The sequence below is a fragment of the Bradyrhizobium sp. MI1.4 genome (genome assembly GCF_055811315.1).
Genome location: NZ_JBVVPP010000031.1, coordinates 1 through 12,275 on the forward strand (window position 1 = coordinate 1; position 12,275 = coordinate 12,275).

General features: G+C 64.2%; 12 protein-coding genes. 6 read left to right on the plus strand and 6 right to left on the minus strand.

Features of this window, described 5'->3' with window-relative positions:
- Positions 1 to 113: 113 nt before the first annotated feature.
- Positions 114 to 1,130, minus strand: a complete 1,017-nt coding sequence (locus AC0L23_RS26535) for an ATP-binding protein (RefSeq protein WP_018458021.1) — start codon at positions 1,128 to 1,130, stop codon at positions 114 to 116.
- A 180-nt stretch (positions 1,131 to 1,310) separates the two neighbouring features.
- Between AC0L23_RS26535 and yajC the strand changes: the two genes are divergently transcribed.
- From yajC to AC0L23_RS26565, 6 genes are read left to right on the plus strand one after another with little or no spacing between them, the layout of a single operon-like run.
- Positions 1,311 to 1,676, plus strand: coding sequence for a preprotein translocase subunit YajC (gene yajC, locus AC0L23_RS26540; protein WP_007610701.1), 366 nt, complete (start codon positions 1,311 to 1,313; stop codon positions 1,674 to 1,676).
- 59 nt (positions 1,677 to 1,735) lie between these two features.
- Positions 1,736 to 3,340 (plus strand): protein translocase subunit SecD, encoded by a 1,605-nt coding sequence (secD, locus tag AC0L23_RS26545; protein ID WP_018458020.1) that lies wholly within the window; start codon positions 1,736 to 1,738, stop codon positions 3,338 to 3,340.
- Between the two features lie 10 nt (positions 3,341 to 3,350).
- Complete coding sequence (gene secF / locus AC0L23_RS26550; RefSeq protein WP_018458019.1) at positions 3,351 to 4,370, plus strand: protein translocase subunit SecF; 1,020 nt, start codon at positions 3,351 to 3,353, stop codon at positions 4,368 to 4,370.
- Positions 4,371 to 4,430: 60 nt separating this feature from the next.
- Positions 4,431 to 4,814: an Mth938-like domain-containing protein gene (locus AC0L23_RS26555; RefSeq protein WP_018458018.1), complete on the plus strand. Its 384-nt coding sequence runs from the start codon at positions 4,431 to 4,433 to the stop codon at positions 4,812 to 4,814.
- A complete protein-coding gene (locus AC0L23_RS26560; RefSeq protein WP_085353190.1) occupies positions 4,811 to 5,674 on the plus strand; it encodes a phytoene/squalene synthase family protein in 864 nt (287 codons plus the stop codon). Before AC0L23_RS26555 ends, AC0L23_RS26560 begins: the two co-directional genes overlap by 4 nt.
- Positions 5,675 to 5,719: 45 nt before the next feature.
- Entirely contained in the window at positions 5,720 to 6,964 is a 1,245-nt protein-coding gene (locus tag AC0L23_RS26565) for a threonine ammonia-lyase (protein WP_018458016.1), read from the plus strand.
- Between the two features lie 16 nt (positions 6,965 to 6,980).
- Here AC0L23_RS26565 and AC0L23_RS26570 read toward each other — a convergent pair whose 3' ends face one another.
- From AC0L23_RS26570 to AC0L23_RS26590, 5 genes are all read right to left on the minus strand, one after another.
- Entirely contained in the window at positions 6,981 to 8,159 is a 1,179-nt protein-coding gene (locus tag AC0L23_RS26570; protein ID WP_085353189.1) for an aminotransferase class V-fold PLP-dependent enzyme, read from the minus strand.
- A gap of 78 nt (positions 8,160 to 8,237) precedes the next feature.
- Positions 8,238 to 8,795 (minus strand): CAP domain-containing protein, encoded by a 558-nt coding sequence (locus AC0L23_RS26575; RefSeq protein WP_085384636.1) that lies wholly within the window; start codon positions 8,793 to 8,795, stop codon positions 8,238 to 8,240.
- A 105-nt stretch (positions 8,796 to 8,900) separates the two neighbouring features.
- A complete protein-coding gene (locus tag AC0L23_RS26580; RefSeq protein ID WP_473357530.1) occupies positions 8,901 to 9,995 on the minus strand; it encodes a serine/threonine protein kinase in 1,095 nt (364 codons plus the stop codon).
- A 7-nt stretch (positions 9,996 to 10,002) separates the two neighbouring features.
- Positions 10,003 to 11,430, minus strand: coding sequence for a methylenetetrahydrofolate--tRNA-(uracil(54)-C(5))-methyltransferase (FADH(2)-oxidizing) TrmFO (trmFO, locus tag AC0L23_RS26585; protein WP_085353185.1), 1,428 nt, complete (start codon positions 11,428 to 11,430; stop codon positions 10,003 to 10,005).
- A 126-nt stretch (positions 11,431 to 11,556) separates the two neighbouring features.
- Positions 11,557 to 11,709, minus strand: a complete 153-nt coding sequence (locus AC0L23_RS26590) for a DUF1127 domain-containing protein (RefSeq protein WP_018458011.1) — start codon at positions 11,707 to 11,709, stop codon at positions 11,557 to 11,559.
- Positions 11,710 to 12,275 lie beyond the last annotated feature (566 nt).

Sequence of the window (12,275 nt, forward strand, 5' to 3'; positions counted from 1 at the left end):
CCCCGGGGCGACCCAGTCCGCCGCGGCCTCTCTATCGATCACAACCGTCTCTGTAATACTGGATCGCCCGCTTTCGCGGGCGATGACAGTTTTGGGTTGGGCTATGACTGTGGCTACGTCGCCGCCAGCTTGACGCCGAGCCGTCCCGCAAGCTCCTGGACGAACTGCCAGGCGACACGGCCCGAGCGCGAGCCGCGCGTCGTCGACCATTCAAGTGCCTCGCGTTCCAGGGCGTCATCGTCGATCTTCACGCCGAAATGGCTGCAATAGCCCCGCACCATGGCGAGATATTCGTCCTGGCTGCACCGGTGGAAGCCGAGCCAGAGACCGAAGCGATCCGACAGCGAGACCTTCTCCTCGACGGCTTCGCCGGGATTGATCGCGGTCGAGCGCTCGTTCTCGATCATCTCGCGCGCCAGCAGATGGCGGCGGTTGGAGGTGGCGTAGAGGATGACGTTCTCCGGCCGCCCCTCGATGCCGCCTTCGAGCACCGCCTTGAGCGATTTGTAGGACGCATCATTGCCGTCGAACGAGAGGTCGTCACAGAACACGATGAAACGGAAGGATGAGGCGCGAAGCTGTTCCATGAGGGCGGGCAGGCTCTCAATGTCCTCTCGATGAATCTCGATCAGCTTCAGTCTGTCGGCCGGTTTGCGCTCCGCGTTGATGCTGGCATGCGCCGCCTTCACCAGCGACGACTTGCCCATGCCGCGCGCGCCCCAGAGCAGCGCGTTGTTGGCGGGCAATCCGTTGGCGAAACGCTCGGTGTTCTCCATCAGGATGTCGCGCATCCGGTCGACGCCCTTGAGCAGGAACATTTCGACGCGGCTGACCCGCGGCACCGCCGCAAGGCGGCCGTCCGGGTGCCAGACGAAAGCATCCGCCTGCTTGAACGACTCGCGTTCGGCGGCGGGCTTGCCTTGCGCGGAGAGGTGCGCCGCAATCGTCTCCAGCGCGCGAACGATGCGCTGCTGGGAGACGTTTTGGTTCGTCTTGGACGTCGTCTTGGAAATCGTCTTGGAAGCCGCCTTGAGGGCCACCTTGGGACGTTTTGCCGCGACGCCGGCTGCCTTCGCGGCAGGGGTGCGAGGGCCTTTGCCGGCCGGGCTTTTGCTTGGTTTTTGGGGCATGTCCGAAGTTCCTGAGAATGCAGCCTTATCGGGCCTGTGCGCGCGCCGCAAGGTGGCTAAAAGGGCGGTCTGGCAGCGTTGCAATTGGGGCAATGGCCGCTATAGTCCGCGCGAATTTGACCGAACCGGTCGCCATTTGGGCCTGACCGGTTTTCCCCCGTTCTCACGAGGATCGTCCGAATGCTGATTACCCCTGCGTATGCCCAGGCTGCGGGCGCCGGCGACACCAGCGGCATGTTGATGTCGCTGCTGCCGTTCGCCCTGATCTTCGTGATCATGTACTTCCTGATTCTGCGTCCGCAGCAGAAGAAGGTCCGTGACCACGCCGACCTGGTGAAGAACATCCGCCGCGGCGACACCGTCGTGACCTCGGGCGGTCTCGTCGGCAAGGTCACCAAGGTCGTCGACGACGACCAGATCGAGTTCGAGATCGCCGATGGCGTGCGCGTGCGGCAGATGCGCTCGATGGTCTCCGGCGTACGCGCCAAGGGCGAGCCGGCCAAGGAATCCAAGGAAAGCGCCAAGGAAGACGCCGCGTCGAAGTGAGTGCTTCCGCGAGTCTCTCAAGTTTTCCTGCAAATCTCCTGATCTGACAGGTCCAGTCGATGTTGTATTTCACGCGGTGGAAGGCGCTCGGGATTATCCTGACGGCGCTGATCGTGTGCCTCTGCGCGGTCCCGAACTTCTTCCCCGAAGCGCAGGTCAAGACCTGGCCCGCCTGGGCGCAGCGTCGGCTCGTGCTCGGCCTCGATCTTCAAGGCGGCTCCTATCTGCTGCTCGAGGTCGACGGCAACTATGTGAAGAAGGAGCGGCTCGACCAGGTCCGCGACGACGTTCGCCGGACGCTGCGCGATGCCAAGATCGGCTTCACCGGCGGCGTCACCGTGCGCAACGACGCGGCCGAGGTTCGGATCACCAAGGAATCCGATCTGCAGCCTGCGCTCGCCAAGCTGCGCGAGCTGTCCCAGCCGCTGGGAGGACTGGTCGGATCCAGCGGTCAGCGCGACCTGGATGTGACTGACGCCGGCGGTGGCGTGATCCGCCTTACGATCCCACAGGCCGCGATGCTCGACCGCATGCGCAAGACGATCGAGCAGTCGATCCAGATCGTCGAACGCCGCGTCAACGAGCTCGGCACCGTCGAGCCTGTCATCCAGCGCCAGGGTAACGACCGCATCCTGGTGCAGGTCCCCGGCCTCCAGGACCCGACTCGTCTGAAGGAATTGCTGGGCAAGACCGCGAAGATGGAATTCCGCATGGTCGATACGTCGGTGCCGCCCGATCAGGCGCAGCAAGGACGTTTGCCGCCGGAATCCGAGCTTCTGATGAGCGCGTCACCGCCGCCCACACCCTATGTGGTCAAGAAGCAGGTGCTGGTCGCCGGCGGCGACCTGACCGATGCCCAAGCGAGCTTCGACCAGCGCACCAGCGAACCCGTCGTGAGTTTCAAGTTCAATACGTCGGGCGCGCGCAAGTTCTCGCAGGCCACGCAAGAGAACGTCGGGCTGCCTTTTGCGATCGTGCTCGACAACAAGGTCATCTCGGCTCCCGTGATCCGCGAGCCCATCACCGGCGGACAAGGCCAGATCTCGGGCAGTTTCACGGTGCAATCGGCCAACGATCTCGCGATCCTGCTGCGCGCCGGCGCGCTGCCGGCACCGCTCACGGTGGTCGAGGAGCGCACCGTCGGTCCGGGCCTCGGCCAGGACTCGATCGAAAAGGGCGAGCTCGCCGCCTATGTCGGCTCGATCTTGGTCATCATCTTCATGCTCTTGACCTACCGGCTGTTCGGCGTGTTCGCCAACATCGCGGTGGCCATCAACGTCGCCATGATCTTCGGCCTGTTGTCGCTTCTCAACGCCACGCTGACGCTGCCGGGCATCGCGGGCATCGTGCTCACCGTCGGTATCGCGGTCGATTCCAACGTGCTGATCTACGAGCGCATCCGCGAGGAGTTGCGTGGCGGCCGCAACGCGATCTCGGCGATCGACGCCGGCTTCAAGCGGGCGCTTGCGACCATCCTCGATTCCAACATCACCACTTTTATTGCCGCCGCGGTGCTGTTCTACATCGGTACCGGTCCGGTGCGCGGCTTCGCCGTGACGCTCGGAATCGGCATCATCACCACGGTGTTCACCGCTTTCACCCTGACCCGGCTGATCGTGGCCTGGTGGGTGCGGTGGAAGCGGCCGCAGAGCGTGCCGATCTAGGAGCCTGATCGTGAATCACACTGTTCTCATCGGGCTCGGCGTCCTCATTGCCATTCTCACCGTGGTTGCGGCATTCGGCTGGCTGCCGTCGCTGCGCATCGTCCCCGACGATACCCATTTCGACTTCACGCGTTTTCGCCGGATCAGCTTCCCGATCTCGGCGGCGTTGTCGATCGTCGCGATCACGCTGTTCTTCACCCATGGACTGAATTTCGGCATCGACTTCCGCGGCGGCACCCTACTGGAGGTGCAGGCCAAGTCCGGCACCGCCGATATTGCGGCGATGCGTACGACGTTGGATGCCCTGCGTCTGGGCGAAGTCCAGTTGCAGCAATTCGGCGGCCCCGCCGATGTCCTGATCCGTGTCGCGGAGCAGCCGGGCGGCGACGCCGCCCAGCAGGAGGCCGTGCAGAAGGTCCGCACCGCGCTTGGCGATTCCGTCGACTATCGCCGCGTCGAGGTGGTGGGACCGCGCGTATCGGGCGAATTGCTCGCCTACGGCATGCTCGGCCTGATGCTGGCGATCGTCTCGATCCTGATCTACCTCTGGTTCCGATTCGAGTGGCAGTTCGCGCTTGGCGCCATGATCGCCAACGTGCACGACATCGTGCTCACGATCGGGTTCATGTCGATCAGTCAGGTCGATTTCGACCTGACCAGCATCGCGGCGCTTCTGACGATTTTGGGCTATTCGCTCAACGACACCGTCGTCATCTACGACCGCATCCGTGAAATGCTGCGGCGCTACAAGAAGATGCCGATGCCGCAGCTCCTCAACGAATCAATCAACTCGACGCTGTCGCGCTCGATCATCACCCATTTCACTGTGACGCTGGCGCTGCTGGCCCTGCTGCTGTTCGGCGGCCATGCCATCCACAGCTTCACCGCGGTCATGATGTTCGGCGTGGTGCTGGTCGGCACCTATACCTCGATCTTCATTGCGGCCCCGATCCTGATCTATCTCGGCGTCGGCGAGCATCGCGAGGATGCGGTCGATAAGGCTACGCCGGCGAAGAAAAGCAAGGCATGATCCGAACCGCATGCCCTCGCAGGAGTTTGGGAGGGCAGTAAGCTCATTCGGACGAAGCTCATGGCCGGCGATCCCAACGCACCGCATTTCCCCCGCTCGGCGCCGATCGAAGCCTATGGCAAGGGCGGCTTTGCCTTTGCCGGCATGTCGCATCGGGGATCGCTGCTTTGCCTGCCCGACGCGATCTGGGCCTGGGACATAACGGACCCTGCAAAGATCGACCGCTATTCGCTGGATCGAGTCTTCAAGTCTGCCAACAGCATCGACACGCTCCTGGTCGGCACCGGAACCGGGGTCTGGCTGCCGCCGCCGGAACTGCGCCAGGCGCTCAAAGCGGCGAGGGTGGTGCTGGATGCGATGCAGACCGGTCCCGCCGTGCGTACCTACAACATCATGATGGGCGAACGGCGGCGCGTCGCGGCCGCGCTGATCGCCGTGCCATGAGTGGCTCCGCGCCGCCGCCGGATTCTGCTGCGTTGTGTGCTGACCTCGTGCGCAGCCACGACTTTCCGCACTATGCCGCGACCCTGTTCGCGCCCGCTGCCGAGCGCCGCGGGCTGCTGGCGCTCTATGCCTTCAATGTCGAGATCGTCCGCGTCCGCGATCAGGTGAGCCAGCCCTTGCCCGGTGAAATCCGCCTGCAATGGTGGACCGACATGCTGTCGGGCCAAGTCCATGGCAGTGCCGAGGGCAATCCGGTGGCGGCGGAGCTGCTCCGCGCAATCCGTGATTTCGACCTGCCGGTCGAGCCGCTGTCGCTGCTCGCCGACGAGCATCAATTCGATCTCTACAACGACCCAATGCCAACAATGGCGGCGCTGGAGGGCTACCTCGCGGCGACCTCATCGGCGCTGTTCGATCTCGCCGCCCGGATCATGGGACCACCGTCGGCGGCGGCCGAGCATCTCGCCCGCCATGCCGGGCTGGCGCAGGGCATCGTACAGGTCATCGCCAATCTGCCGCGCGATGCGGCGCGCCGGCAATTGTTCCTGCCGCAGCAGGTGCTGGCGAGCCACGATTGCGACGTGGAAGACGTGTTCGCCGGAAAGGAGACGCCAAACTTGCGCGCCGCGCTGGGCCAACTCTCGGGCGAGGCGCAGCAACATTTGACGACGGCCTTGTCGCTGCTGGTGGAGGTGCCGGCATCGGTGCGTCCAGCGTTCCTTCCGCTCGGACAAGCGCAGGCCGACCTCAAGCGCCTGTCGCAACCCGGGCGCAATCCATTTACGCCGCAACCGTCATCGCGGCTGCGTACGCTGTGGACGCTGTGGCGGGCTTCACGTTCGCGGGAATTTACCAAATAGCGGTTGGCTTATCGCCGGAGCCGGGCAAATGCTCTATGTTGTCCTATGGCTGAGTTGTCCCAAACCATATCTTCCGATCTGGGCGGCCTTCCGGTCGTACCGGCCGACATCCATGCCGCCGCCGAGACGATCCGCGGCGCCGTCGTCGAGACGCCCTGTAGCTACAGCCGCACGCTGAGCAATATCTGCGGCTGCGACATCTGGCTGAAATTCGAGAACCTCCAGTTCACGTCCTCGTTCAAGGAGCGCGGCGCGCTCAACCGCCTCAAGGCGCTGACGCCGGAGGAGCGCGCGCGGGGCGTCGTCGCGATGTCGGCGGGTAACCACGCGCAGGGCGTCGCCTATCACGCCAAGCGGCTCGGCATTCCCGCCACTATCGTCATGCCGGTCGGCACGCCCATGGTGAAGGTCGAGAACACCAGGCATCACGGCGCCGAGGTGGTGGTGACGGGCGCCACGCTGGAGGAGGCGGCCGCGTATGCGCGCAGCCACGGCGAAGTCCATGGCATGATCTTCGTCCATCCCTATGACGATCCGCTTGTCATCGCAGGGCAGGGCACGGTCGGGCTGGAAATACTCGAGGCCGTGCCGGAGCTCGATACGCTGGTCGTCCCGATCGGCGGCGGTGGCCTGATCAGCGGGATCGCCATTGCCGCGAAATCGATCAAGCCGTCGCTGCGGATCCTCGGCGTCGAGGCCTGGCTCTACCCCTCGATGTACAATGCCATCCATGACGGCAATTTGCCGGCACGTGGCGACACACTCGCGGAAGGCATCGCGGTGAAGTCGCCCGGCAAGATCACGACCGAAATCGTCCGCCGCCTTGTCGACGACATTGCGCTCGTCAACGAAGCCGAGCTCGAGCGCGCGGTGGCGACCCTGATCTCGATCGAGAAGACGGTCGTCGAAGGCGCCGGTGCCGCTGGCCTCGCCGCGCTGATGTCCGACCCGTCCCGTTTCGCCGGTCAGAAGGTCGGGCTGGTGCTAAGCGGCGGCAATATTGACACACGTCTGATCGCATCGGTCCTGACCCGCGAGTTGGCGCGCGAGGGGCGGCTCACCCAATTGTCGCTCGACATTCCCGACAGGCCCGGCCAATTGGCTGCGGTCGCGGCACTGCTGGCCGAGGCCGGCGCCAACATCATCGAGGTCTCGCACCAGCGCACGTTCTCGGATCTTCCGGCCAAGGCGACGTTGCTGCAATTGGTGATTGAAACCCGCGACAGCGCCCATCTCGACGAGGTCATGGCGAAGCTTGGCGCATCCGGATTGAGTGCGCGCTGCACCTGAGCGTGCATGATCGCCGCTATCGCCGCGTCAAACCCGCCAAATGGGCGATCAGCCGATCGATCTCCGCGTCCGTATTGTAGTAGTGCGGGGAGGCGCGCACCACCGGCGGCAGCGAGCGGATTTCGGCATCGATGCGCGTGCTCGACGGATCTGAGGCACCGATCGTGATGCCGGCTGCGGCCGCGTCGCTGACAACCGCTTCCGCCTCGTACCCTTCCACCGTGAAGCTGACGATGGCTCCCGGAGCGCGTCCGAGGTCGCGAACTCTGATGCCGCGAATGGATGCAAGGCCGCCCCGGAGGCGGTCCGCCAGCATGCGGCAACGCCGCTCGATCGGGCCGATCCCGATATCGAGGGCATAATCGACAGCCGCGCCGAGCCCAAGCCGCGCTGCGTAGTTGTTCTCCCAGGTCTCAAAACGGCGCGCATCGTCACGCAGCCGAAAAGCGTCCCGGGAGACCCAGGGTGCGGCGAAGTGATCGATCATTGGCGGTTCGAGCCGCTGCAGCATTTTTCGGCCGACGTAGAGAAAGCCGGTGCCGCGCGGGCCGCGGAGGAATTTACGCCCGGTCCCCGACAACATGTCACAGCCGATGGCCTCGACGTCGACCACCATCTGTCCGACTGCCTGGCAGGCGTCGAGCAGATAGGGGATGCCGTGCGCCCGCGCTATCTTGCCGACGGCTGCAGCCGGATTGACCAGCCCGCCATTGGTCGGAACCCAGGTGATCGCAATCAGCTTCACGCGCTCATCGATCATGCGTTCGAGCGCGTCGACGTCGAGCTCGCCGCTGGCATCGCTCGGCACGACGTCGATCGCGACGCCTGTTCGGTTGGCGACCTGAAGAAAGGCGACATAGTTGGCCGCGTACTCCGCCTCGGCGGTCAGGATCCGGTCGCCCTTGCTGAATGGAAGCGCGTAGAAAGCCATCTGCCAGGCAACCGTCGCGTTCTCCATGAGGGCGATCTCATCGGGCGCGGCGTTCAGGAGGCGGGCGACCGAGCCGTAAACGGATACAAGTCGGCGCGCCTCGCGGTCGGCGGCGGCATAGCCTCCGATCTCGCTCTCCAGATCGATGTGTTCCTTCATCGCCGCAACAACCGGCGCCGGCATCAGCGCTGCGCCCGCGTTGTGGAGATAGGCGAGCCGAGAGGCAGCCGGCGTGTCGCGACGAATTCGGTCGATATCCATCATCCATGCCTCCGCGTCTCGCGATCCTCGTGCATGGATTAAACGCGTCGAGGGATGCGAACAAGATGGCCAAGCTTGGTCTCAGATGCAAAGGCCGAGCAGCTTGATGTGGCAGCCGCTGGATTTTGGCTTGCTGGCGGGCGCAGCCTCGCGCTTCACCGCAACCAGCGGCTCCCCGTCTTTCTTGCCTTTGCCTTTGCCCTTCGGCTCGTAGTCGCCGGCGATCACCATTGCCCAATAGGTGCGCTTGCCGCTAGCGTTTTTCGCGCTCGCGATCCCGACGCGGGAAGCGTTGTGCAGCAGCAGATTCTTGCGGTGTCCCGACGAGTCGATCCACTGTCCGAGGGTCTTCTCGAAATTGTCGTAGCCGTAGGCGATGTTCTCGGCGGCGCGGCCTGCGCCGGCCGGTGCGACCCGGCGGTTGAACGGGCCGAGGGCGTCGTGACTGAGGTCGTCCTTCGTCGCCATCGCGCGCGCCTGGTCCATGGCGATGCGGTCGAGGGTCGAATCGCGGACGACGCGGACCTCACCATGCTTGAGGCGGAAGCTCGAGATCAGCTCGGCGGGGGACTCGGCCATTGCGGACGTGGTGGCGAGCAGCAGAAGGCTAGCGATCAGGCCGCCAACCACGCGATGCATCATGTACCCCCGAGTGCCCATGACCCCGCCAAGTCCCCCCGCCAAGTTCGAATTATCGGATCGCTTCTCTATCGCCAATGTGGACGCTTCAAGGCGTGATCCACGTTAGCTCGCCGGCAGGTCGGCCTCGAAATTGAAGCGGTCGCGCAGGTTCTTGCGCTGCTCCAGGATGTCCTTGAGGAAAGCACGGTCCTGATCGTTCTTCATCATCGGCTCGATCAGGTCGAGCTGGTTCATGGCGACCAGTTGCAGGATCTCCGTGCGCGGCTTGCCGTCCGGATTGCGTGGCAGTGCGTGCACGACCTGGATGTGTTCCGGCGGCTTTGGCCCCTTGGCAGCGGTGAGCTCGTTGCGCAATTGGCCTTCGAGCGCGGCCTGATCGGCTTCGACGAAGGCATAGAGGCCGACACCGGAGCGGCGGTCGGCAAAGGCGACGATGGCGGTGTCGCGCACGGCGGGGTTCTCGCGGATCAATTCTGCCAGCACCGGCGCGTCGTTGACGAGCCTTCGGCCGCCGCCTTCACGGTCGGTGAAGTTGAACAGGCCGCGGGTGATTGCCCGATAGACCTTCTTGCCGGTGGCGAGCCAGAGGCTGGCGGCTAACGACTTCTTCGCCAGGATCTTGCGCTCGCGCGGCGTCAGCGCCTCGGGCGCGTAGGATCGCTTGTGCTTGAGCAGATGCCGGAGATCTTCATAGGCCAGGATCCGGTAAAGCCGGCCGCGACGGTCGAAGCAGGCGGCGAGCTGGAAGTCGGTCACATAGGCGCGACCGTCGCGGCCGACCAGCCAGTTCTGTTCCTTGGCAAGATCGTTGTGGCAGATTCCGGCGCGGCGCAGCCGTCGCAGCGCGGCCTTCGCCGAGCGAAAATAGGCGAGGTCGCCATGCGGTTTCGCCAGATGCAGTGCGACACCATCGACGAAGCTGCGCACCAGCGCGCGGCGTCCGGCCCACAGCAGCTCCGGGCCGACATCGAGTCCCTTAGCGAGTGCCAGCGCATGCTTCTCGCGGGCGAACAGGTGGCGCGCCAAAAGGAATGACCACCACGGCACCTCGTCGAGGCGGCGCAGCACCGCGTCGACCTCGCCGTCATCGTCGCGGAATCGGCCGCGCTCGACGGTCGAGAACACGTCGCGCTTGAGCAGCACGCCCTCGGTCCAGCGCGCCGAGAGTGTTGCGGCGTCGTCTTTGGGAAGGTTCATCGAAAACTCACGCCGCGGCGGCAATGCGCAGGTGATCGGCGATCCAGCGATCGAGATCGGCGAGCGCCAGCGCGCTCATCGCCTGCTTTTTGGCCACCGTCTTCTCGTTCCCGCGCAGCCGGCTTCCGTCGGGCTTCTTCGTCGGTGCGCTGGCGAGCGGCGGGAACAGGCCGAAATTGATGTTCATCGGCTGAAACGAGCGCGTGCCGGGCTCGATGGTCTCGATATGGCCGCCGGTGATGTGGCCGAGCAGGGATCCGAGCGCAGTCGTGACCGGCGGACTCGCAAGCGTCTCGCCGCGCACCTCCGCTGCCGCATAGAGACCGGCAATCAGGCCGACGCTGGCGGATTCCACATAGCCCTCGCAGCCCGTCATCTGGCCGGCAAAGCGCAGCCGCGGCTGCGCGCGCAGGCGCAATTGGCCGTCGAGCAGCTTTGGCGAGTTGAGAAAGGTGTTGCGATGCAGGCCGCCGAGGCGAGCAAATTCGGCCTTCTCCAGCCCCGGAATGGTGCGGAAGATGCGCTGCTGCTCGCCGTATTTCAGTTTCGTCTGGAAGCCGACGATGTTGTAGAGCGTGCCGAGCTTGTTGTCCTGGCGCAGCTGCACGATCGCGTAGGCCTTGGTGGTGGGATCGTGCGGATTGGTGAGGCCGACCGGCTTCATCGGTCCATGGCGGAGAGTCTCGGGGCCGCGTTCCGCCATGACCTCGATTGGCAGACAGCCGTCGAAATAGGGCGTGTTGGTCTCCCATTCCTTGAACTCGGTCTTCTCGCCGGCGACCAGCGCTGCGACGAAGCCGTCATACTGCTCCTTTGTCATCGGGCAGTTGATGTAGTCGGCGCCGGTGCCGCCGGGACCGACCTTGTCGTAGCGTGACTGAAACCAGGCCACCGACATGTCGATGGATTCGCGGTGCACGATCGGCGCGATCGCGTCGAAGAAGGCGAGGGCGTTCTCGTCGGTCAACTCGCGGATCGCATCGGCCAGCGGCGCCGAAGTGAGGGGGCCGGTCGCAACGATGACGTTGCTCCACTCGGCCGGCGGCAGGCCTGCGACCTCACCGCGGGCGATCTCGATCAGCGGATGATCGTTCAGCGCCTTGGTGACGGCCGCCGAGAAGCCGTCGCGGTCCACCGCCAGCGCGCCGCCGGCGGGTACCTGGTTGGCGTCGGCTGCGCGCATGATCAGCGAATCGAGGCGGCGCATCTCGGCATGCAACAGGCCGACGGCGTTGTTGGCGGCATCGTCCGAGCGGAACGAATTGGAGCAGACGAGCTCGGCAAGCCCATCGGTGCGGTGTGCCTCGGTCATGCGGGTCGGCCGCATCTCGTGCAGCACCACGGGCACGCCGGATTTGGCCACCTGCCAGGCGGCTTCGGAGCCGGCAAGGCCTGCGCCGATCACGTGCACGGTATTTGATTGGGGTCCTGTCATGGGGCGGACAGGTAGCGCTTTTCGGCGATCAGTGGAATCGCCGAGATCGAGTTTTCTGCCTCCGGATGCGACAACGCCCGCACGAGGCGGGCGCTATCGGTCCGTCCGGTTCAGGGCTGAACGATATCAGCCCTGATACTGACCGGCGGCAACGCGCGGGATGTCCGAGCGATCGAGGCCGATATCGGAAAGCTCGCGATCGCTGAGCTGGGACAGCTCGGCAACATTGCGCTGATAGTCCCGGAAAGCTTGGATCATGCGGATGAGCGAGAGCAGCATTGGTAATCTCCTGTAGTTCGATTCAGCTCTTGCCCGAGCCTCATCGTTGAATTGAATATAGGTGAGAGTGGTGCAGTGCGAAAGTTCCGATGCTGCGATGCAGCTAAGCGCTGAATGCATGGCGCTGGTAACGGACGATTAACCCGAAAGCACTCCCGCCCAAAGCGTAGGCGGAACAGGGAGCACAGGTCTGAAGTCCCGTGAATTCACGGATTTGCTATGGGCTAGTCGGTTCCGTTCGGAGCGAAATAAGTCGCTTTGCTCTTGTCCGCAAGCGGATCGACTAGCTTCTATAACCAAGTCTCACATGCGAGAATCGCATGATTCTAATGAACTTATACTCATTACTTGGCGCGTGCGTACACTTTTGCCAACTCTCGCCAGCGGTTCGCCTGGTTGCAGCGGATCCACATGACGAAGGGCGGCGAGTCAGGACTATCCCGCTTGGTTAGCCACAGCCGTCCCCGCTCGCAGTGCACACACGCTGAACGTGTGGCGTTGATTACAAGCGTGTAATGAAAATCAGAAATTTTGCATGCAGCTCTGCGCGCCGCGCAACATCACGC

What these genes read in the sequence shown, in the direction of transcription:
- AC0L23_RS26535 (WP_018458021.1), bottom strand. Translation starts at nt 1,130, where the DNA reads ATGCCCCAAAAACCAAGCAAAAGCCCGGCCGGCAAAGGCCCTCGCACC.
- yajC (WP_007610701.1), top strand. Translation starts at nt 1,311, where the DNA reads ATGCTGATTACCCCTGCGTATGCCCAGGCTGCGGGCGCCGGCGACACC.
- secD (WP_018458020.1), top strand. Translation starts at nt 1,736, where the DNA reads ATGTTGTATTTCACGCGGTGGAAGGCGCTCGGGATTATCCTGACGGCG.
- AC0L23_RS26555 (WP_018458018.1), top strand. Translation starts at nt 4,431, where the DNA reads ATGGCCGGCGATCCCAACGCACCGCATTTCCCCCGCTCGGCGCCGATC.
- AC0L23_RS26560 (WP_085353190.1), top strand. Translation starts at nt 4,811, where the DNA reads ATGAGTGGCTCCGCGCCGCCGCCGGATTCTGCTGCGTTGTGTGCTGAC.
- AC0L23_RS26565 (WP_018458016.1), top strand. Translation starts at nt 5,720, where the DNA reads ATGGCTGAGTTGTCCCAAACCATATCTTCCGATCTGGGCGGCCTTCCG.
- AC0L23_RS26570 (WP_085353189.1), bottom strand. Translation starts at nt 8,159, where the DNA reads ATGATGGATATCGACCGAATTCGTCGCGACACGCCGGCTGCCTCTCGG.
- AC0L23_RS26575 (WP_085384636.1), bottom strand. Translation starts at nt 8,795, where the DNA reads ATGCATCGCGTGGTTGGCGGCCTGATCGCTAGCCTTCTGCTGCTCGCC.
- AC0L23_RS26580 (WP_473357530.1), bottom strand. Translation starts at nt 9,995, where the DNA reads ATGAACCTTCCCAAAGACGACGCCGCAACACTCTCGGCGCGCTGGACC.
- trmFO (WP_085353185.1), bottom strand. Translation starts at nt 11,430, where the DNA reads ATGACAGGACCCCAATCAAATACCGTGCACGTGATCGGCGCAGGCCTT.
- AC0L23_RS26590 (WP_018458011.1), bottom strand. Translation starts at nt 11,709, where the DNA reads ATGCTGCTCTCGCTCATCCGCATGATCCAAGCTTTCCGGGACTATCAG.